Annotated in this window: 18 protein-coding genes; all 18 read left to right on the forward strand. The window is 66.7% G+C overall.

All coding sequences use genetic code 11. The features are described 5' to 3' along the window. The 18 genes from frr (at position 1) to ftsB (ending at position 20,681) form a co-directional block, all read left to right on the forward strand. The gene (gene frr, locus VNJ47_04915) at positions 1-558 is read left to right on the forward strand and encodes a ribosome recycling factor (GenBank protein ID HXG28172.1); all 558 of its coding nucleotides are present in this window, start codon (positions 1-3) and stop codon (positions 556-558) included. 61 nt (positions 559-619) lie between these two features. Then, positions 620-1,354: a polyprenyl diphosphate synthase gene (uppS, locus tag VNJ47_04920; GenBank protein ID HXG28173.1), complete on the forward strand. Its 735-nt coding sequence runs from the start codon at positions 620-622 to the stop codon at positions 1,352-1,354. A gap of 3 nt (positions 1,355-1,357) precedes the next feature. After that, a complete protein-coding gene (locus VNJ47_04925; protein HXG28174.1) occupies positions 1,358-2,179 on the forward strand; it encodes a phosphatidate cytidylyltransferase in 822 nt (273 codons plus the stop codon). A gap of 1 nt (position 2,180) precedes the next feature. Then, positions 2,181-3,386, forward strand: coding sequence for a 1-deoxy-D-xylulose-5-phosphate reductoisomerase (gene ispC, locus VNJ47_04930; GenBank protein ID HXG28175.1), 1,206 nt, complete (start codon positions 2,181-2,183; stop codon positions 3,384-3,386). Beyond that, positions 3,379-4,737, forward strand: a complete 1,359-nt coding sequence (gene rseP / locus VNJ47_04935; GenBank protein HXG28176.1) for an RIP metalloprotease RseP — start codon at positions 3,379-3,381, stop codon at positions 4,735-4,737. Before ispC ends, rseP begins: the two co-directional genes overlap by 8 nt. Positions 4,738-4,761: 24 nt before the next feature. Then, on the forward strand, positions 4,762-7,068 hold the full coding sequence (gene bamA / locus VNJ47_04940) for an outer membrane protein assembly factor BamA (protein ID HXG28177.1): 2,307 nt from the start codon (positions 4,762-4,764) through the stop codon (positions 7,066-7,068). A 32-nt stretch (positions 7,069-7,100) separates the two neighbouring features. Next, on the forward strand, positions 7,101-7,622 hold the full coding sequence (locus VNJ47_04945) for an OmpH family outer membrane protein (protein HXG28178.1): 522 nt from the start codon (positions 7,101-7,103) through the stop codon (positions 7,620-7,622). 11 nt (positions 7,623-7,633) lie between these two features. Next, positions 7,634-8,662: a UDP-3-O-(3-hydroxymyristoyl)glucosamine N-acyltransferase gene (gene lpxD, locus VNJ47_04950; protein ID HXG28179.1), complete on the forward strand. Its 1,029-nt coding sequence runs from the start codon at positions 7,634-7,636 to the stop codon at positions 8,660-8,662. Further along, positions 8,659-9,123 (forward strand): 3-hydroxyacyl-ACP dehydratase FabZ, encoded by a 465-nt coding sequence (gene fabZ / locus VNJ47_04955; GenBank protein HXG28180.1) that lies wholly within the window; start codon positions 8,659-8,661, stop codon positions 9,121-9,123. Before lpxD ends, fabZ begins: the two co-directional genes overlap by 4 nt. After that, entirely contained in the window at positions 9,120-9,890 is a 771-nt protein-coding gene (gene lpxA, locus VNJ47_04960; protein ID HXG28181.1) for an acyl-ACP--UDP-N-acetylglucosamine O-acyltransferase, read from the forward strand. Before fabZ ends, lpxA begins: the two co-directional genes overlap by 4 nt. A gap of 79 nt (positions 9,891-9,969) precedes the next feature. Next, entirely contained in the window at positions 9,970-10,569 is a 600-nt protein-coding gene (gene rnhB / locus VNJ47_04965; GenBank protein HXG28182.1) for a ribonuclease HII, read from the forward strand. A gap of 30 nt (positions 10,570-10,599) precedes the next feature. Next, on the forward strand, positions 10,600-14,151 hold the full coding sequence (gene dnaE / locus VNJ47_04970) for a DNA polymerase III subunit alpha (GenBank protein ID HXG28183.1): 3,552 nt from the start codon (positions 10,600-10,602) through the stop codon (positions 14,149-14,151). A 30-nt stretch (positions 14,152-14,181) separates the two neighbouring features. Next, entirely contained in the window at positions 14,182-15,138 is a 957-nt protein-coding gene (locus tag VNJ47_04975; protein HXG28184.1) for an acetyl-CoA carboxylase carboxyltransferase subunit alpha, read from the forward strand. A gap of 1 nt (position 15,139) precedes the next feature. Further along, positions 15,140-16,486, forward strand: coding sequence for a tRNA lysidine(34) synthetase TilS (gene tilS / locus VNJ47_04980; protein HXG28185.1), 1,347 nt, complete (start codon positions 15,140-15,142; stop codon positions 16,484-16,486). Between the two features lie 101 nt (positions 16,487-16,587). Next, positions 16,588-18,243 carry a CTP synthase gene (locus tag VNJ47_04985; GenBank protein ID HXG28186.1) on the forward strand — a complete coding sequence of 552 codons (1,656 nt, stop codon included), beginning with the start codon at positions 16,588-16,590 and terminating at the stop codon, positions 18,241-18,243. A gap of 8 nt (positions 18,244-18,251) precedes the next feature. Beyond that, positions 18,252-19,082, forward strand: a complete 831-nt coding sequence (gene kdsA / locus VNJ47_04990; GenBank protein ID HXG28187.1) for a 3-deoxy-8-phosphooctulonate synthase — start codon at positions 18,252-18,254, stop codon at positions 19,080-19,082. Positions 19,083-19,109: 27 nt separating this feature from the next. Further along, the gene (gene eno, locus VNJ47_04995) at positions 19,110-20,396 is read left to right on the forward strand and encodes a phosphopyruvate hydratase (GenBank protein ID HXG28188.1); all 1,287 of its coding nucleotides are present in this window, start codon (positions 19,110-19,112) and stop codon (positions 20,394-20,396) included. Between the two features lie 9 nt (positions 20,397-20,405). Beyond that, a complete protein-coding gene (gene ftsB, locus VNJ47_05000; protein ID HXG28189.1) occupies positions 20,406-20,681 on the forward strand; it encodes a cell division protein FtsB in 276 nt (91 codons plus the stop codon). The last annotated feature ends 17 nt before the right edge of the window (positions 20,682-20,698 follow it).

The following is a 20,698-nucleotide window of genomic DNA, read 5'->3' on the forward strand; positions in this document are numbered from 1 at the left end:
ATGATCGAAGACGCCAAGAAAGACGCCCAGAAGCGCATGACCAAGTGCGTGGATGTGCTGCGCCAGGAACTGGTGAAGATCCGCACCGGGCGCGCGCACCCGAGTCTGCTGGACCACGTCAAGGTGGATTATTACGGTTCCGAGGTGCCCGTCAGCCAGTGCGCCAACGTGGTGGCCGAGGACGCACGCACCCTGTCGATCACGCCCTGGGACCGTGGCATGGTACAGGCGATCGAGAAGGCCATCATGACCTCCGACCTGGGCCTCAATCCCTCCACCGCCGGCACCGTGATCCGCATCATCCTGCCGGCGCTGACCGAGGAGCGCCGCCGCGAACTGGTCAAGATCGTGCGCAGTGAGGGCGAGAACGCGCGTGTCGCGATCCGCAACGTGCGGCGCGACAGTAACCAGGACCTCAAGGACATGTTGAAGGAAAAAATGATCAGCGAGGACGAGCTCAAGCGCGGCGAGCAGGAGATCCAGAAACTGACCGATCAGTACATCGCTGAGGTGGACCGGCTGCTGGAGAACAAGGAAAAGGAGATGATGGCGCTGTGACCGCGCCTGCGCCGCCTAGCGGCGATGTGCCCGCGCTTCCGACACTGCTCCAGTCCCGCCCATGCCCGAAACCGCGCCTTTGCACCTTCCCCGCCATCTCGCCGTGATCATGGACGGCAACGGGCGCTGGGCGCAGCGCCGGCTGTTGCCGCGAACGGCCGGGCACCGTGCCGGCGTCAAGTCCACACGGCTGCTCGTGGAGAACGCCGCGCGCCGCGGGATCGGCATCGTCACCGTCTTTGCCTTCAGCAGCGAAAACTGGAACCGCCCGCCCGACGAGGTCGGCATGCTGATGGACCTTTTTCTGCGCTCGCTCAGGCAGGAAGCCGCCGAGCTGCACGAGAACCGTATCCGCCTGCGTTTCATCGGCGACCGTTCGGCTTTCCAGCCCTTGCTGCGCGAGGAGATGGCCAGGGCCGAGGCGCTGACGGCGGCCAACGACCGGCTGGATCTGATCGTCGCGGTCGGCTATGGCGGCCGCTGGGACATCGTGCAGGCAGCGCGTGGGCTGGTGGCGCAGGCCCTGCGCGGCGAACTGCGCGCTGAGCACGTGACCGAGCAGCGCTTTGCCGCTGAGCTGAGCCTGGCCGGCCTCCCGGAGCCGGACCTGCTGATCCGTACCGGCGGCGAGCAGCGCATCAGCAATTTCCTGATGTGGCACTTCGCCTATACTGAGCTGTACTTTTGTGAAACCCTGTGGCCGGATTTCGATGAGGCGGCCCTCGACCAGGCCCTCGCGTGGTATGCCAGCCGCCAGCGCCGCTTCGGCCGCGTGCCGGCGCCGGACGGGGACTGAGCGATGTTGATGCAGCGGGTGATCACTGCGCTGATCCTGATCCCGCCCGTGGTGGCCGCCGTGTGGTTCCTGCCGACTGCGGCTATCGCCGTGGCACTGGCGCTGTTGATGCTGATCGGCGCCTGGGAGTGGGGACAGCTGATGCGACTACGCGCGGTACCGCTGCGGATGGGCTATGTCGCCGTCGTGGCGGTACTGCTGCTGGTGCTATACGGGCTGCGCGAACACGCCGACCTGCAGCGTGGCATGCTGGGCCTGGCTCTGCTGTGGTGGCTGCTGGCCTTCTTGTGGGTGCTGCGCTATCCCGCAGGCCTGCGCACCAATCAGCCGCGCCCCTGGCTGGTCGCGGGCATCGGTCTGTTGCTGCTGGGGCCGGCCTTCCTGGCGCTCGTGCTGTTGCACGCACGCCTGCAGGGACCGCTGTGGATCCTGTTCCTGCTGGCGCTGATCTGGGCGGCGGATACCGGCGCGTACTTCAGTGGCCGCAGTTTCGGTCATCACAAGCTGGCCGTACGCGTAAGCCCTGGCAAGACGTGGGAAGGCGCCGCCGGTGGCCTGTTGTTGAGCGCCACGGTCGCCGCGCTGGCCGGGCACTGGCTGTTCGACCTTGACGGCCGCCAATTGCTGCTGTTCGTCCTGCTGTGCGCCGGCGTGGTGGTGTTCTCGATCGTCGGCGACCTCACGGAGAGCATGTTCAAGCGCCATGCCGGCGTGAAGGACAGCGGTACGCTGTTTCCCGGCCATGGCGGCGTGCTGGATCGGCTGGACAGCCTGTTCGCTGCGGCACCGCTGTTCCTCGGTGGGCTGCTGGTGATGGGGCTCTGACATGCACGGACTCGCGGTACTCGGCGCGACCGGCACGATCGGCCTGAACACCCTCGACGTTGCCGCGCGCCATCCGGAGCGTTTCCGCATCCTGGCGCTCAGCGCGCACCGTGACGTCGCGCGCATGGTCGAACTCTGCTTGCGCCACCGCCCCGCATACGCCGTAATGGGCGATGCCGCCGGCGCCGAAGCCTTGCAGGCACAGTTGCGCGGCCCGCTGCCCGGAACCGAAGTGCTGTACGGCGCCGCCGCGCTGGCGGCGGTCGTCGCCCTGCCGGAGGTCACGCAGGTCATGGCGGGTATCGTCGGCGCAGCCGGGTTGCTGCCGACCCTGGCCGCGGTACGCGCCGGCAAGCGTGTGTTGCTGGCCAACAAAGAGCCGCTGGTGATGGCCGGCCGCCTGTTCATGCACGAACTGGCCCATGGCAACGCCACGCTGATTCCCGTCGACAGCGAGCACAACGCCATCTTCCAGTGTCTACCGGCCGGCTATCGCTGCGGCATGCGGCCGAGCGGCGTCCGGCGGATCATCCTCACGGCCTCGGGCGGGCCCTTTCGCGAGCTGCCGCTGGCGCAGCTGCGTGGCGTCACCCCGGAGCAGGCGGTTCGCCATCCGAACTGGGTGATGGGGCGGAAAATCTCGGTGGATTCCGCCACGATGATGAACAAGGGCCTGGAACTGATCGAGGCCGCGTGGCTGTTCGCGCTCCCACCCGAGCGCCTCGAAGTCATGCTGCATCCGCAGAGTCTCGTGCACTCGCTGGTGGAGTTCGATGACGGCTCGCAGCTGGCGCAGCTCGGCCAGCCCGACATGCGGGTGCCCATCGCCAATGCGCTGGCCTGGCCGGAGCGGATCGAGTCCGGTGCCGCCACGCTCGACCTGGCCGGCGCAGGACGGCTGGATTTCGCCGCGCTGGATGCCATGCGCTATCCCTGCCTGGATCTGGCACGGCAGGCCTTGAGCGCGGGCGGCGATGCACCGGCGGTGCTCAACGCGGCCAACGAAGTGGCGGTGGAGGCATTCCTCGAACACCGCATCGCCTTCACGGCGATCCCCGAGGTGATCGATCGCTGTCTCGATGCGCTGCCGCGGGCACCGCGTGGCGCCAGCGATGAACTGCAACGCATCCTGGCGGTCGATGCCTGGGCGCGACAGGAAGCCGAGGTGCAGCTGACGAATCTGCAGAAGAGGCCGCTACATGCCTGAGTGGATCATTTCCATTCCCTCGTTCATCTTCGCGATCGCCGTTCTGGTGGCGGTGCACGAATGGGGGCATTTTTGGGTGGCGCGCCGGCTGGGTGTTCGCGTGCTGCGTTTCTCCATCGGTTTCGGCAAGCGCCTGTGGGGCTGGACCGGGCGCGACGGCACCGAGTACTGGATTTCGGTGGTGCCGCTGGGCGGTTATGTGAAGATGCTCGACGAACGCGAGGGGCCTGTGGCAGCAGAAGAGCTGCACCGCGCCTTCAATCGCCAGCCGGTCGGTGCCCGCATCCTGATCGTGGCCGCCGGACCCCTGCTCAATTTCCTGTTCGCCATCGCCGCCTACTGGGTGATCTTCATCATCGGCATCCCGGGCCTGAAGCCGCTGCTGGCCGAGGTGCCCAGGGACAGCGTGGCCTACAGCGCCGGCTTGCGCGGTGGCGAGGAAATCCTCGCCGTGGAGGACAGTCCGATCGTGACGTGGAACGAGCTGCGTACGGAGCTGCTCAAGTCGGCGCTGCGCAAGCAGACCGTGCGCGTGCAGGCACGGGAGGCGGATGGCGATGTCTCGGTTCATCTGCTGTCGCTGGAAGGCCAGTCCGCCGACCCCGAGCAGCTGTTCCCGGCGCTGGGCATGAACCCATACCAGCCGCGCATCGAGCCGGTCATCGGCACGATCGAGGCCGGTAGCCCTGCGCAACACGCCGGCCTGCGTGCCGGAGACCGCGTGCTGGCGGTGGATGGCCTGCCGGTGCAGGATTGGGCGGCGCTGGTCGAGTGGATCCGTGCCCACCCGGATACCCGGTCGCAGCTGCAGGTGTTGCGCAACGGCGAAACCCTGACGCTGCCGATCACCATCGGCGCCGTCGGCGAGGGCGCGGCGCGCAGCGGCCGCATCGGCGCCGGCGTGGATGTAGACCCGGACTTGTGGCAGGATTTGCGGGCAGTTCGTAAGTATGGGCCGCTGCAGGCAATTCCCGCTGCCGTCGTGCAGACTTGGGATCTCTCGGTGCTGACCCTCAAGCTGATGGGTCGGATGCTGACCGGCGAGGTTTCGTGGCGCAATGTCAGTGGGCCGATCCAGATCGCGCAGTTTGCGGGCTACACGGCGAGCGTCGGGCTGGTGTCATTCCTGGGCTTCCTGGCGCTGGTCAGCGTCAGCCTCGGCGTATTGAACCTGCTGCCGGTACCGGTGCTGGATGGAGGACACCTTCTGTATTACGGTCTGGAACTCGTGCGCGGCAAGCCCCTGTCGGAGACCGCCCAGATTCTGGGACAGAAGGTAGGCCTGGCGCTATTGCTGGCCCTGATGTGCGTGGCGTTCTATAACGACATCACCCGCCTGCTGGCTCAATAAAAGAACACAAGGGAACCGTCGCTCATGAGACTCAGCCGCAAGCTGCTGTGGATACTGCTGGGTACGCTGCTCAGCGTTCCGGCCTGGGCCTTCGAGGCCTTCATCATCGAGCACATCCGCGTCGAGGGCCTCCAGCGCCTCGAGGTCGGCACGGTTCTGACCTACCTGCCGCTGTCCACCGGCGACGAGATCAACGAGCAGACCGGCCAGCAGGCGATCCGCGCCCTGTACGGTACCGGCCTGTTCCAGGACGTCAGCCTCGAGCGGGAGGGCGGCACCCTGGTGATCCGCGTGCAGGAGCGGCCCTCGATTTCGAGCCTGAGCATCGAGGGCAACAAGAAGCTGGGCGGCGACGAGCTGAAGAAAGGCCTCGCCGACGCGGGGCTGGCGGAAGGGGAGCTGTTCAAGCGCGCGCTGCTGGATGGCGTCGAGCAGGAACTGCGCCGGCAGTACTACGCCAACGGTTTCTACGGCGTGCAGATCAAGACCGAGGTCGTCGAGGAGCCCGACAACCGCGTCAAGGTGGCGATCAAGATCACCGAGGGCGAGGTCGCCAAGATCAGCCAGATCAACATCGTCGGCAATAACGCCTTCACCGACGAGGAGCTACTCGAGTCCTTCAAGCTGGAGCCGACCCGGGTCATCGCCTTCTTCCAGAAGAGTGACCGCTACTCCAAGCAGCAGTTGCTGGGTGACCTCGAGAGCCTGAGCTCCTACTACCAGGATCGCGGCTACCTGCGCTTCAGCGTGGACTCGGTACAGGTGGCGCTGAGCCCGGACAAGCGCGACATCTTCGTCACGGTCAACGTTTCCGAGGGGCGCGTGTATAAGGTGCGCGACTTCAGCCTTACCGGTAACCTGGTGCTGACGGAGGAGCAGCTGCGGCGCCTGATTACGGTCAAGGCGGGCGACACCTTCTCGCGGCGCGAGGCGACCGAGAGCGGCAACCGCATCAGCGCCGTGCTGTCGGACCTCGGCTATGCCTTCGCCAAGGTCGAGCCGGTGCCCGAGGTGCACGACGAGGCGCAGGAGGTCAGCATCGACTTCCGCGTGGATGCCGGCAAGCGCGTGTACGTGCGCCGCATCAACTTCACCGGCCACGCCAAGACCAACGACGAAACCCTGCGGCGCGAGATGCGCCAGCTCGAGGGCGCGCCCTTCTCGCGCACGGCGGTGGAACGCTCGCGCACCCGCCTGGCGCGCCTGCCGTTCATCGAGGAGGCGGAGGTCGAGACCAAGCCGGTCCCCGGCACGGAGGACCAGGTGGACGTCAACTTCACAGTCAAAGAACGCCCGCCAGGCTCGATCCAGCTGGGTGTCGGCTTCTCGGACGCCTCGGGTTTCCTGATCTCCGGCAGTGTGACGCATACCAATTTCCGCGGCACCGGCGACCGGGTCGAGTTCAGTGCACAAAACAATGAGTTCTCCAGGCAGTTCAGCGCCAGCTGGACCGATCCTTATGCCACCCGCGACGGTGTGAGCCGCACGATCGCCGCATTCTTCCGCAAGTCCGAGCAGGTGGTCCGCTTCAGCTCCGGCTTCAACATCAACGCTACCGGGCTGTCGCTGACCTATGGCCTGCCGATCAGCGAGTTCTCGGCGCTGCGCCTGGGACTGGCTTACGAGCAGACATCGGTGGACGCCTTCACCGGCATCAGCTCGGATGAGCTGCTGTTGTTCACGACCGAAAACGGCACCAAGTTCGACGCTTATGAACTGCGCACCGGCGCATCCCGCGACACCCGGAATCGTACGGTATTCGCCACCAGCGGCATGCTGGATCGCTTCAATTTCGACCTGGTGCTGCCCGGCAGCGACCTGACCTATTACCGCGGCGTGTTCGATCACGAACAGTACATCCCGCTGCGCGCAGATTTCATCGTCCAGCTCAAGGGGCGACTGGGATATGCCGATGGCTACGGCGACAGCCGGGACATCCCGCCTTATGAGAATTTCTTCGCCGGCGGCTTCGAGTCAGTGCGTGGTTTTCGGGATGGCACGCTTGGCCCGCGCGATACGCCGGCCCCCGGACGCGAGTCCAACCCATTCGGTGGCAAGCTGGTGACCACCCTGCAGACTGAGCTGATCGTGCCCACGCCGCTGGAGAGCAACAACAAGTCCACGCGTCTGTCGGTGTTCTTCGATGTCGGCAACGTGTTTGCTGAGCCGGGCGACTTCGACCTGTCCGACCTGCGGCAGTCCACGGGTGTGGCGTTCTACTGGCTGACGCCGTTCTTCGGCGTACTCAAAGTCAGTCTGGCATACCCGCTGAACGAGGAAGACGAGGACGAGATCGACCGGTTCCAGATCTCCTTCGGCGTAGGGCTGTGATGTGCGGAACCCCTTTGTGTGAGGCAATGGCTGTGAAGATCCTGAAATCGATTCTATGTGCATTCCTGGTCGCCGGGTTGGTCGGCTTTGCCGGTAGTGCAGCAGCGCAGACGCGTGTGGCGGTGGTCAATATCTCCAAGCTGGTCACGGAGTCCCCGCAGGCGGCCAGTGCGCGCCAGAAGATGGACCAGGAGTTCTCCGCGCGACGCAAGCGGCTGGAGGGTCTGCAGGAGAAACTCATCGCCGACGTTGACAAGGCCAAGAAGGACGCGGCGGTGATGAGCGAGGACCAGAAGAAAAAGACCCAGGAGGACCTGTCCCGCCGCCAGCGCGAGTTCGCTCAGCAGCAGGGTGAATACAACGCCGAGGTCGCGCGTCGCGAGCAGCAGGAACTCGAGGCCCTGCGCAAGACCATCCTCGAGGTGGTGGCCGAGGTCGCACGCCAGAACAAGTACGACGTCGTGATCGGCGACGGGGTGGTCTACGCCGCCGACGCGGTCAACATTACCGACAAGGTGCTGGCCGCGATGCGCAGCAAGGCTGGCAAGCCCTGAGCGGGCAGGCGATGGAGCTTGCCCTGCAGGAGCTGGCAGCGCGCTTCGGGCTGGAGCTGCGCGGCGATCCCGCCACGCGCATCCGCGGGGTATGCAGCTTGGCACCGGGCCGTGACGGCTGCATCAGCTTTCTGGCCGATCCCGCCCTCGAAAAACAACTGACCGCCACCCGGGCGGCGGCCGTGATCCTGCGTCCGGCCTTGGCCGGCGCCTGTCGCGTGGCGGCCCTGATCAGTGACAACCCGCTGCTGGACTATGCCCGCATCGCTGCCCTGTGGGATCGGCGCATCCTGCCCGCACCGGGCGTGCATCCGACCGCCTTCGTCAACAGTCAGGCACGCGTCGATCCCAGCGCCAGCATAGGCCCGCATGCGGTGGTGCAGGCGGGTGCGCGCATCGGTCCCGGCGTCGAAGTCGGGCCGGGCTGCGTGATCGGCCACAACGCCGAGATCGGTGCCGGCAGCCGGCTGGTGGCGAACGTCAGTGTCGCCGACCGTGTCAGCATCGGCCAGCGCGTCACCATCGAGCCTGGCGCCGTGATCGGCGGCCGCGGTTTCGGCCTGGCGCGCGACGGCGAACGCTGGGTCGAGATCCCCCAGCTGGGCAGTGTGCGCATCGGTGATGACGTCGAGATCGGCGCCAACGCGACCATCGACCGCGGCGCGATCGAGGATACGGTCATCGAGGACGGGGTCAAGCTCGACAGCCACGTGCACATCGGCCACAACTGCCGCATCGGCGCGCACACGGTCATCGCCGGTTGCAGCGCCATTGCCGGGAGCGTGACCATCGGCCGCGGCTGCGTGCTCGCGGGCGCGGTCGGCATCGTGGATCACGTCATTCTGGGCGACAATGTGGTGGTGACGGCACGTTCGCTGGTCACCCGAGACCTGACCGAACCTGGAATGTACTCCTCCGGCTGGGGTGCGGTGCCGGCGGCGGAATGGCGCCGGCAGGTCGCCAGCCTGCGGCGCCTGGCGGAGCGGCCGGCACGGGGCAAGTCGCGGCCGCGCCGCGGCCAATCGGGAGAGGACAGGTGAAGTCTGCGGACATCAACGAAATCATGCGGCTGCTGCCGCACCGTTATCCCTTCCTGCTGGTGGACCGGGTGCTGGAATGCGAACCCGGCCAGCGCATCCTGGCGATCAAGAACGTCAGCATGAACGAGCCGTTCTTCATGGGGCATTTCCCGCAGCGGCCGGTGATGCCGGGCGTGCTGATCGTCGAGGCGCTCGCCCAGGCCGCGTGCCTGCTTGGCATCTGGAGCGCGGAGGGCGGGATGGAAGCGGGCACGCTCTATTACTTCCTGGGTATCGACAAGGCGCGCTTCAAGCGGCCCGTGGAACCCGGCGACCAGCTGCGGCTGCAGGTGCGTCTGGTCACCTCCAAGCGCGGCATCTGGAAGTTTGCCGCCGAGGCGCATGTCGGCCACGAGCTGGCCTGCGAGGCGGAAATCATGGCTACTGCGCGCAAACCCGCCGCACAGGGCGGTCAACCATGATCGACCCGCGCGCGGTCGTACATCCCGAGGCGCGGCTGGGCCGCAACGTCAGCGTCGGCGCCTACAGCCTGATCGGCGCCGGTGTCGAGATCGGCGACAACACCTGGATCGGCCCGCATGTGGTCATCAACGGGCCGACGCGCATCGGTCACAGCAATCGCATTTTTCAGTTCTGTTCGATCGGCGAGGAACCGCAGCACCGCAAGTACGCCGGGGAACCGACCCGGCTGGAGATCGGCGATCGCAATATCATCCGCGAATACTGTTCGTTCCACCGCGGCACCACGGTGGACCAGGGCGTGACCCGGGTCGGCAGCGACAACTACCTGATGGCGCATGTACACGTGGCGCACGATTGCGTCGTGGGCAGCCACATCACCATGGCCAACAACGCCACCCTGGCGGGCCATGTGCAGGTCGGCGACCACTGCATCCTCGGCGGCTATGCGCTGGTGCACCAGTTCTGCCGTATCGGTACCCAGGCCTATCTCGGCTTCGCCTGCGCCGTGGCGCAAGACGTGCCACCCTATGTGATGGCCAACGGCAACCCGGCGGTGCCGCACGGCATCAACACCAAGGGGCTCAAGGCGCGCGGCTTCAGCACGGCGCAGATCGAAGCCCTGCGCAAGGCCTACAAGGTCCTGTACCGTTCGGATCTTTTATTCGCCGATGCCAGGCGCGAGCTGGCGCGGATGGGGGAGGGCGAGCCCGTGGTCAGGGTGCTGGCCGACTTCCTGAACGACTCCAAGCGCAGCATCATCCGCTGACAAATTAAGAACTGGACTGGATAACAGGATGAGCGGGATCAACAGGAAGGGTGTTTTCACAAATCAAGAATCTTGAGCTGTGAATCCTGAAAATCCTGTCTATCCTGTCCATGCGTTGATTGCCGGGGTGGATGAGGCCGGACGCGGGCCGCTGGCCGGGCCGGTAGTGGCGGCGGCGGTGATCCTGCACCCGGACCGGCCGATCGAGGGCCTGGCCGATTCCAAGACCCTGAGCGCCGCGCGCCGCGAGCGCCTGGCGCGCGAGATCCAGGCCAGCGCGCGGGCTTGGGCGCTGGGGCGGGCGGAGCCGGACGAGATCGATACGCTCAACATCCTGCAAGCCAGCCTGCTGGCGATGGCGCGCGCGGTGACTGCCCTGTCGCAGCCGCCCGACGAGATCCTGGTGGACGGCCGCCACCTGCCACCGGTGACCTGCCCGGCGCGTGCCATCGTCGGCGGCGACGCGAGCGTCCCGGCGATCAGCGCCGCTTCCATCCTGGCCAAGGTCGCGCGCGATACCGAGATGCTGGTACTCGATGCGCAATATCCGCAGTATGGCTTTGCGCGGCACAAGGGCTATCCCACGGCCGAGCATCTGGCGGCACTACGCGCGCATGGCGCCTGCGCGATCCATCGCCGCTCGTTCGCACCGGTCCGGCGCTGCCTGGGTGCAGGGTAAGATAGGGCGCGACCGGGCAGCCGTACCGCCATGCCGACACCCCGCTTCATCCACCTGCGCGTGCACAGTGAATATTCGCTGGTGGACGGCACCGTGCGCCTGGAGGCCGTGCGCGACAAGCACAGCAAACAGCTGCTGATCCCGGGCCTCTTCGAACGTCTGCAGGAATTGCACCAGCCGGCGGTGGCGTTGACCGACGAAAGCAACCTGTTCGCCCTGGTCAAGTTCTATGGCGGCGCACAGAAGGCCGGCATCAAGCCGCTGGCCGGCGCCGACCTGTGGCTGCAGGAAGGTGCAGGCGAAGCGCCGACGCGGCTGACCCTGCTGTGCCGCGACCGCGAGGGCTATCTCAACCTGTCACGCCTGCTGACGCGCGGCTACCTGGAAGGCCAGCAGGGCGGTCGCCCGCTGCTGCGACGAGCCTGGCTCGACGGGCTGACCGGCGGGCTGATCGCGCTGTCCGGCGCACGCGAGGGCGACATCGGCCGCGCGCTGCTGGGCGGCCGCGTGGCACAGGCGCAGCAGGCGCTGGACTTCTGGCGCGGTCTGTTCCCGGGCAGTTTCTACATCGAGCTGCAACGCACCGGGCGCTCCCAGGAAGAGGCCTATCTGGAGGCCGCCGTCGAGCTGGCCCTGCGTGAAGGTCTGCCGCTGGTGGCGACCAACGACGTGCGCTTCCTGCGCGCCGAGGACTTCCCGGCCCATGAGGCGCGCGTCTGCATCCAGGAAGGCTACACCCTCGAGGATGCGCGCCGGCCACGGCGCTGCAGCGATCAGCAGTACCTCAAGTCTGCGGAGCAGATGGCCGAGCTGTTCGCGGACCTGCCGGAAGCGCTGGAAAACACCGTCGAGATCGCGCGCCGCTGCAATCTGGAAATCGAACTGGGCCGCCACCACCTGCCGGATTTTCCGGTGCCGAAGGCGCATACGGTCGTCAGCTACCTGCGCCTGCGCTCGGAGGAAGGCCTGCAGCAGCGGCTGCCGCGCCTGGTTCCGGACGGCGCACCGGATACCGAGGCGCGGCGCCGGGTTTACCAGGAGCGTCTCGAGCGCGAACTGGCCGTGATCGAGAAGATGGGCTTCCCGGGTTACTTCCTGATCGTGGCCGACTTCATCGAATGGGCCAAGACGCACGGCGTGCCGGTCGGGCCCGGCCGCGGCTCCGGCGCGGGTTCGCTGGTGGCTTATTGCCTGGGCATCACCGATCTCGACCCGCTGGCCTATGACCTGCTGTTCGAGCGTTTCCTGAACCCCGAGCGGGTGTCGATGCCGGATTTCGACATCGACTTCTGCAAGGAAGGGCGCGACCGGGTGATCGAGTACGTCGCGCAGCGCTACGGCCGTGAGAAGGTTTCGCAGATCATCACCTTCGGCACCATGGCCGCGCGCGCGGCGGTGCGTGACGTCGGCCGGGTACTCGGCCACCCCTATGGCATGGTCGACGCCATCGCCAAGCTGGTGCCTTCGGGGCCGCAGAACCTCGACATCACCCTTGACCAGGCGCTCAGGGATTCGCCCGAGCTCAAGCGCCGCTATGACGATGAAGAAGAGGTGCGCTACCTGATCGATCTGGCGCGCACACTCGAAGGCCTGGCGCGCAACGCCGGCAAGCATGCCGGCGGCGTGGTCATCGCGCCCAGCGCGCTGACCGACTTCACGCCGCTGTACTGCGAAGCCGGCGGCGAGCATGCGGTGACCCAGTTCGACAAGGACGACGTCGAGAAAATCGGCCTGGTCAAGTTCGACTTCCTGGGCCTGAGCACGCTGACCATCATCAACCACGCGCTGCGGCTGCTGAATGCCGAACGCGCGACGCGCGGCGAGCCGCCGATCGACATCAACACGCTGCCGCTGGATGACGCTGCCACCTACGAACTGCTGCGCAGTGGTGACACCACGGGCGTGTTCCAGCTGGAGTCGGGCGGCATGCGCCGCTATTTGAAGGCGCTTAAACCGGACTGCTTCGAGGACATCGTCGCCATGGTGGCGCTGTACCGGCCGGGCCCGTTGCAGTCGGGTATGGTGGACGACTTCATCGCCCGCAAACACGGGCAGCAGAAGGTGAGCTACCCGCATCCTGCGCTGGAGGCGGTGCTCAAGCCCACTTACGGCACCATCGTCTACCAGGAACAGGTGATGCAGATCGCGCAGGTGCTGGCCGGCTACACGCTGGGCGGTGCCGACCTCCTGCGCCGCGCCATGGGCAAGAAAGACGCCAAGATCATGGCCGAGCAGCGGAGCAAGTTCGTGACCGGCGCCGTGCACAACGGCGTCGCCCAGCGCGTAGCCGAGGAGATCTTCGGTCTCATCGAGAAATTCGCCGAGTACGGCTTCAACAAGTCACACTCCGCGGCCTATGCGCTGGTGACTTATCAGACCGCCTGGCTCAAGGCGCATTATCCGGCGGCCTTCATGTGCGCGGTGCTGACCGAGGAAATGGGCAACACCGACAAGCTGGTGAAGATGATCGACGGCTGCCGGCGGCTCGGTATCGTCATCGAACCACCGGATGTCAATCGCTCCGATTATGCGTTCACGGTGGTCGATCCGAAGACCGTTCGCTACGGCCTGGGTGCGATTCGTGGCGTCGGCCAGACAGCGGTTGAGGGCGTGCTGGCGGATCGAAATGCCCATGGGCCGTTCACGGGTCTGGATGATTTCTGTCAGCGCATCGACTTGCGCAAACTCAACCGCCGCGTGCTCGAAACCCTCATCCAGGCCGGCGCCCTCGACAGTTTCGCCAGTACCCGCGCCGGGCTCATGCAGGCGCTGCCGCAGGCGCTGGCCCGCGCCGAGCGCGATATGGCCGATCGCAGCGCCGGCCAGGTAGACCTGTTCGGCGGCGCGGCGCCAGTCGCCGTCGCAGCGACGCCGGAGGTGCCGGAATGGCCCGAGGCGGAGCGCCTGCGGCTGGAAAAGAACACCCTGGGCCTGTATCTGACCGGCCACCCGATCCTGATGTATGCCGAGGAGCTGCGACCGATCGTCAGCGGTCGCCTGGGCGACCTGATCCAGGACGTCGCGCAAGCCGGCGAGTATGGCCGAAGTTACGGCCCGGGCGGCGGGAATGGAGACAAGAGCGTCGTGGTGGCCGGTCTGCTGGTGGACAAGCGCCGGATCAGGAACGGCAACCGTACGGTGCTGACCCTGGACGACCAGAGCGAGCGGATCGAATGCGTGCTGTTCGAGGAGAAGGCACGCGAATACGAACCGCTGCTGCAGCCGGACAAGCTGCTGATCGTGCAGGGGCGGCTGAGCTACGACGACTACGGGGATCGCTACCGCATCACGCCGCAGTCGCTGACGGACCTCGAGGGGGCACGCCGGCAGTACGCCACGCGCATCCTGCTCAACGCCCCGGAGGCGGTGCAGATCGATCTCGACGCGCTGGAGCACTGCCTGGGGAAATACCGGCGCAGCAGCGGCTGCCCGGTGACTTTGCGCTACCATAACGGCCGGGCCCGGGCCGAGCTCACCCTGGACGATGCCTGGAAGGTACAGGTCTGCGAGGCTCTGCTGGGTGACCTCAAGCGTCTGTTCGGCGATGGATCCGTGCAGGTGCTATACCGCCGGCCTGCTTAGGCGGCCGGTCTTGCCGATGTCAGGGAACGCATGAATCTCGATTATCTGGATTTCGAACAGCCCATCGCCGAACTGCAGCAGAAGATCGAAGAGCTGCGACTGGTGGCCGACGGCAGCGTGGTCAACCTGAGCGAGGAGATCGCGCGCCTGGAAGGTAAGATCAAGGTGCTCACCGAGCAGATCTTCAGCGGGCTGTCGGCCTGGCAGGTGACCCAGCTGGCACGCCACCCGCAGCGGCCGTACACGCTCGATTACGTGCAGGGCATTTTCACCGACTTCAACGAGCTGCATGGCGACCGCGGCTTTCGTGACGATCCGTCCATCGTCGGCGGTCTGGCGCGGCTGGAAGGGCGCCCGGTGATGGTCATCGGCCACCAGAAGGGCCGCGACACCAAGGAAAAACTGGCGCGCAACTTCGGCATGTCCAAGCCGGAGGGCTACCGCAAGGCGCTGCGACTGATGCAGATGGCCGAGCGCTTCCGGCTGCCGATCATCACCCTGATCGACACCCCCGGCGCCTACCCGGGGATCGATGCCGAAGAGCGTAACCAGAGCGAGGCCATCGCCCGCAATCTCTTCGTGATGTCCCAGCTGAAGACGCCGATCCTGTGCGTGGTGACGGGCGAGGGCGGCTCCGGCGGCGCGCTGGCGGTGGGTGTCGGCGATCACATCGCCATGCTGCAGTACAGCGTCTACTCGGTGATCTCGCCGGAGGGCTGCGCCTCGATCCTGTGGCGCAGCGCCGACAAGGCGCCGGAGGCGGCCGAGGTCATGGGCATGACCTCGCAGCGCATCTACGAGCTGGGCCTGATCGACGAGATCATTCCCGAACCGCTGGGCGGTGCGCACCGTGATCCGGCGCGCATGGCTGCGGAACTCAAGTCCCGTCTGCTGGCCAATCTCGAGCGCCTGCAGCAGGTGCCCGCCACGGAACTGGTCAACCGCCGCTACGAGCGGCTGATGCGCTACGCGCGCGTCAAGGAATAGGTTGGCCGAACTCGACCGCCGAGAACTCCTTGGCCGGCTGCCAAGGCCGGGCAGCGGGGGGCGCTACCTTCTCGCCTTCAGCGGCGGCCTCGACTCCACCGTCCTGTTGCATCTGCTGATGCGCACGCGGCTGCGCGCGCCGCTCGCGGCGGTGCATGTGCACCATGGCCTGCAGGTGTCTGCCGACGACTGGGTGCGTCATTGTCGGCAGATCTGCCGCGAGTGGGCGGTACCGCTGATCGTGCGGCGAGTGGCGCCACGGCGCGGCCCGCGCCGCAGCCTGGAGGCCGAGGCACGCGCGCTGCGTTATGCCGCATTGCGCGGCCTGATGCGTCCGGGCGACGTGCTGCTGACCGCGCACCAGATCGAGGACCAGGCCGAGACCCTGCTGCTGCAGCTGCTGCGGGGGGCAGGCCCACGTGGACTCGCGGCCATGCCGGCCGTGAGCGAGTTCCCCCCGGGCCTGCACGTCCGTCCGCTCCTGACCTACGGACGCGCCGAGCTGGAGGCCTACGCCCGTACGCATCGGCTGCACTGGGTCGAAGATCCCAGTAACCAGGACCGCGCGCATGCCCGCAACTTTCTACGGCACGACATCCTGCCGCGCCTGCGGACACGCTGGCCGCAGGCCGACCGGCTATTGAGCCGCTCGGCGGCGTTGTGCGCCGAGGCTGCCGAGCTGCTCGACGCCCAGGCCGAGGACGATCTCGAGTGGTGCGCCGGCGAGCAGGCCGGCAGCCTCTCGATTCCGGCACTCCTGCGGCTGACACCGGCAAGGCGGCGCAATCTGTTGCGTGCCTGGCTGGGCTGGCTGGAGCTGCCCTTGCCCGAGGCCCGGCACCTGCAAAGACTGGACCGTGAGGTTCTACAGGCCCCCGCCTGCGCGAGCCCGCGCCTCGCCTGGCCCGGGGCGGAGCTGCGCCGTTACCGCGAGCGCCTGTTCGCGATGCGGCCACTGGCGGAGCCCCCTGCCGGCTGGCAGGTTCGCTGGCGCCCCGGCGACAGTGCGGTGGCGCTTCCGGATGGCAGCCGGCTCGTAGCCCGGGCGTCGCGGGCGCCGGGCGCCTTGCGCCCGCCACGTCGCGGCGAAACCGTCAGCCTGCGGCTGGCGCACGCAGGCGAGCGGCTGCGGTTACCGGGCCGCGCCGGCCACAGCGCGCTCAAGACGCTATGCCAGGCAGCCGGCATCCCGCCCTGGCTGCGCCCGCGGCTGCCGGTGCTGCTGTACGACGGCCGTATCGCCGCCATCGCGGACCGCTGGATCGCGGCCGAGTTTGCGGCCGCGCCGGGCGAACGCGGCTGGCGTCTGCACTGGCGCAATCCGCCGCCCGGTTATCCGGCGAGCTGACGCGGCCGCGCGGCGCCTCTGCATGGTTCGGCGCTGTCGTTTCTGTTAAAGTGGCGCGCGACCTGAAGCACCCGACCGCCTCGCCAGCCGCCAGGGATCTTATGTCGCAGCATACGAACACCCGCTACGTTTTCGTCACTGGCGGCGTGGTCTCCTCCCTCGGCAAGGGCATCGCCTCCGCCTCGCTGGCGGCGATCCTCGAAGCCCGCGGCCTCAAGCTCAAGTTGATCAAACTCGACCCTTACATCAACGTCGATGCGGGGACCATGAGCCCGTTCCAGCATGGCGAGGTCTATGTCACCACCGATGGGGCTGAGACCGACCTCGACCTCGGCCATTACGAGCGCTTTACCCGTACCCGCACCAGCCGGCACAGCAATTTCACCACCGGCCAGATCTACAACAACGTCATCAGCAAGGAACGCCGGGGCGACTACCTCGGCCGCACCGTGCAGGTGATCCCGCACATCACCGACGAGATCATCGAGTGCGTGCGCAAGGGTTCCGAGGGCGCCGAGGTCTGCCTGGTGGAGATCGGCGGCACGGTCGGCGACATCGAAGCCATGCCCTTCCTGGAGGCCATCCGCCAGCTCGGCATCCAGCTCGGGCGCCAGCGTACCCTGTACCTGCACCTGACGCTGGTGCCCTACATCGGCTCCTCGGGGGAGATGAAAACCAAGCCGACGCAGCATTCGGTCAAGGAGCTGCTGTCGATCGGTATCCAGCCTGATGTCCTGCTGTGCCGTACCGACCGGCCGCTGCCGGAGAGCGAGCGGCGCAAGATCGCGCTGTTCACCAACGTGCCGATCAACGCCGTGATCTCGGCCATGGACGTGGATGACATCTACAAGATTCCGCAGGTATTCCACGACCAGAACCTGGACGAGCTGGTGGTGCAGCACTTCGGTCTAGACCTGCCGCCGGCGGATCTGGCCGAATGGCGCCGGGTGACTGGCGCGCGCGCACTGCAGGACCGCGAGGTGCAGGTCGCGATGGTGGGCAAATACGTGGACCTGACCGATGCCTACAAGTCGCTGAACGAGGCGCTGTACCACGCCGGCATCCATACCCATACGCGCGTGAAGATCCGTTACTTGGATTCGGAGAAGATCGAGAAAGAGGGCGTATCCGAGCTGGCCGGGATGGACGCCATACTGGTGCCGGGCGGCTTCGGCGTGCGCGGCATCGAGGGCAAGATCGCGGCCGTGCGCTACGCGCGCGAGAACCGGATCCCATATCTCGGCATCTGCCTCGGCATGCAGGTGGCGGCGATCGAGTACGCGCGCAACGTCGCCGGACTCACGGGTGCGCACAGCACCGAGTTCGACAGGCACAGCCCGCATCCCGTCATCGCGCTGGTCACCGAGTGGCATACCGGCGACGGCCGGGTCGAAAAGCGCGACGAAAACGCCGACAAGGGCGGCAGCATGCGGCTCGGTGCGCAGCCGGCGACCCTGGCGCCGGGCAGCCTGGCCCAGCGCATCTATGGCAGTAACGAGATCGCCGAGCGTCACCGGCACCGTTACGAGTTCAATGACCGCTACCGGCCTCTGCTCGAGCAAAAGGGCCTGCGCTTCTCCGGCATCGCCGCCCGGGACCAGTTAGTCGAGATCATCGAAATCCCGGACCATCCCTGGTTCATCGGTGTGCAGTTCCATCCCGAGTTCACCTCGACGCCGCGCGACGGTCATCCGCTGTTCAGCGGCTTCATCCGCGCGGCGCGCGAATACGCCGAGCGTCGCCGCGTGGCGGCCTAGGAGTGCCCGTGAAGCTGTGCGGATTCGACGTCGGTGCGGAGCGGCCGTTCTTTCTGATTGCCGGGCCGGACACGCTGGAGAGTGAGGCCCTGTGCCTCGAGGTTGCCGGGCACCTGAAGGAAGTCACCGCCGCGCTGGGCATCCCCTACATCTTCAAGGGCTCTTTCGACAAGGCCAACCGTTCCTCCGGCAAGTCCTACCGCGGCCCCGGCATCGAGGAAGGGCTGCGCATCCTCAGCGAGGTGCAGCGCCAGGTTGGCGTGCCGGTGCTGACCGATGTGCACGAGTACACGCCGATCGCCGAGGTCGCGGCAGTGGTGGATGTGCTGCAGACACCGGCCTTCCTGTGCCGCCAGACCGATTTCATCCAGAACGTTGCCCGCGCCGGCAAGCCGGTCAACATCAAGAAGGGGCAGTTCATGTCGCCCTGGGAGATGGGCAACGTGGTGGACAAGGCGCGCGCCACCGGCAACACGCAGATCCTGCTGTGCGAGCGCGGCTTTTCCTTCGGCTACAACAACCTGGTGGTGGACATGCGGGGCCTGGCCGCCATGCGCGGCTATGCGCCGGTAGTGTTCGATGCCACGCATTCGGTACAGCTGCCGGGCGGGCAGGGCGCGCGCTCGGGCGGCCAGCGCGAGTTCATCCCGGTGCTGGCGCGCGCCGCCATTGCCGCGGGGGTAGCGGGCCTGTTCATGGAAACCCACCCTGACCCGGACCAGGCCCTGTGCGACGGCCCAAACTCCTGGCCCCTCAAGTACGCGCGCGCCCTGCTGGAGATGCTGAAGACCCTGGACGCAGCCGTCAAAGCGCGCCCTTACGCCGAAAATATCCTCTGAAATTCAAATAGCTGGAGCATCGATCGCATGTCGAAGATCAAGTCCATTTGCGGTTTCGAAGTGATCGACTCGCGCGGCAATCCCACGGTCATGGCCGAGGTGACCCTGACCTCCGGTGCCGTGGGGCGCGCCATGGTGCCCTCCGGCGCCTCGACCGGCAGCCGCGAGGCGGTGGAACTGCGCGATGGCGACCCGAAGCGCTACCTGGGCAAGGGCGTGCTCAAGGCGGTGGCCAACGTCAACGGCACGCTGGCGCGGGCCCTCAAGGGCCTGAAGGCCGCGGACCAGAAAGCCATCGACATGCGCATGCTCGAGCTGGACGGAACGGAATACAAATCGAAGCTCGGCGCCAACGCCATTCTGGCCGTGTCCCTGGCCAATGCGCATGCCGCCGCCGCGCATGCCGGCCAGCCGCTGTACCGCTACCTGGGCGGGCCGCGGGCCGCCGAACTGCCGGTGCCGATGATGAACGTGATCAACGGCGGCGCGCATGCCGACAACAACGTGGACTTGCAGGAATTCATGATCCTGCCGGTCTCAGCGAAGAGCTTCGCCGAGGCCATCCGCATGGGGGCCGAGGTGTTCCACACGCTCAAGAAGGTGCTCAACCAGCGCGGCCTCAACACCGCAGTGGGCGACGAAGGCGGCTTTGCGCCGGACCTGCCGTCCAACGCCGCCGCGCTGGAGACCCTGGCCGAGGCGGTCGAGCGCGCCGGCTACGCGCTGGGCAAGGACATCTACCTGGGCCTGGACGTGGCCTCGACCGAGTTCTACAAGGACGGCTATTACCACCTCGAGTCCGAGAACAAACGCTACAGCCCGCGCGAGTTCGCCGGCTACCTGGAGGAGCTGGTGGCCAAGTATCCGGTCATCACCATCGAGGACGGGATGGCGGAGGGGGACTGGGATGGCTGGTCCGAACTGACCCGCCGCCTGGGCCACAAGGTCCAGCTGGTGGGCGACGACCTGTTCGTCACCAATACCAAAATCCTCAAGGAAGGCATCCAGAAAGGCATCGCCAACGCCATCCTGATCAAGCCCAATCAGATCGGCACGCTGACCGAAACGCTGGCGGCCATCCGCATGGCGACCAAGGCCGGCTACGCGGCGGTGGTGTCGCACCGCTCCGGCGAGACCGAGGATTCGACCATCGCCGATATCGCGGTGGCGACCAGCGCCACCCAGATCAAGACCGGCTCGCTGTCACGCTCCGACCGCATCGCCAAGTACAACCGCCTGCTGCGCATCGAGGCCGAGCTGGGCCGGCGCGCGCGCTATCCCGGCATGAAGGCGTTCCTGTTCAAGTCGAAGTAAGATCGGGGCATGTACCGTGCCGTGCTGGGCGTCCTCATCCTGCTGCTGCTCCTGCTGCAGTACCGGCTGTGGCTGGGCGAGGGCGGCTATGCCAGCGTGTACCGCCTGAGCCGCGAGATCGAAGCGCAGGCGCACACCAACCAGGCCCTGGGTACGCGTAACCGCCAGCTCGAGGCCGAGATCAACAGCCTGAAGGAAGGCGATGCCGCCACCGAGGAACGGGCGCGCGCCGACCTCGGCATGGTCAAGGAAGGCGAGCATTTCTACCTGATCGTCGAGCCCTGACGCAGGCCCGGTCCTGC

This window comes from Nevskiales bacterium (genome assembly GCA_035574475.1).
Taxonomy (GTDB): domain Bacteria; phylum Pseudomonadota; class Gammaproteobacteria; order Nevskiales; family DATLYR01; genus DATLYR01.

Bases quoted from the DNA above. Each gene is read 5' to 3' on its own strand.
- VNJ47_04985 (HXG28186.1), top strand. From the start codon at position 16,588: ATGTCGCAGCATACGAACACCCGCTACGTTTTCGTCACTGGCGGCGTG.
- frr (HXG28172.1), top strand. From the start codon at position 1: ATGATCGAAGACGCCAAGAAAGACGCCCAGAAGCGCATGACCAAGTGC.
- lpxD (HXG28179.1), top strand. From the start codon at position 7,634: ATGGAGCTTGCCCTGCAGGAGCTGGCAGCGCGCTTCGGGCTGGAGCTG.
- uppS (HXG28173.1), top strand. From the start codon at position 620: ATGCCCGAAACCGCGCCTTTGCACCTTCCCCGCCATCTCGCCGTGATC.
- bamA (HXG28177.1), top strand. From the start codon at position 4,762: ATGAGACTCAGCCGCAAGCTGCTGTGGATACTGCTGGGTACGCTGCTC.
- VNJ47_04975 (HXG28184.1), top strand. From the start codon at position 14,182: ATGAATCTCGATTATCTGGATTTCGAACAGCCCATCGCCGAACTGCAG.
- dnaE (HXG28183.1), top strand. From the start codon at position 10,600: ATGCCGACACCCCGCTTCATCCACCTGCGCGTGCACAGTGAATATTCG.
- rseP (HXG28176.1), top strand. From the start codon at position 3,379: ATGCCTGAGTGGATCATTTCCATTCCCTCGTTCATCTTCGCGATCGCC.
- lpxA (HXG28181.1), top strand. From the start codon at position 9,120: ATGATCGACCCGCGCGCGGTCGTACATCCCGAGGCGCGGCTGGGCCGC.
- VNJ47_04925 (HXG28174.1), top strand. From the start codon at position 1,358: ATGTTGATGCAGCGGGTGATCACTGCGCTGATCCTGATCCCGCCCGTG.
- eno (HXG28188.1), top strand. From the start codon at position 19,110: ATGTCGAAGATCAAGTCCATTTGCGGTTTCGAAGTGATCGACTCGCGC.
- ftsB (HXG28189.1), top strand. From the start codon at position 20,406: ATGTACCGTGCCGTGCTGGGCGTCCTCATCCTGCTGCTGCTCCTGCTG.
- ispC (HXG28175.1), top strand. From the start codon at position 2,181: ATGCACGGACTCGCGGTACTCGGCGCGACCGGCACGATCGGCCTGAAC.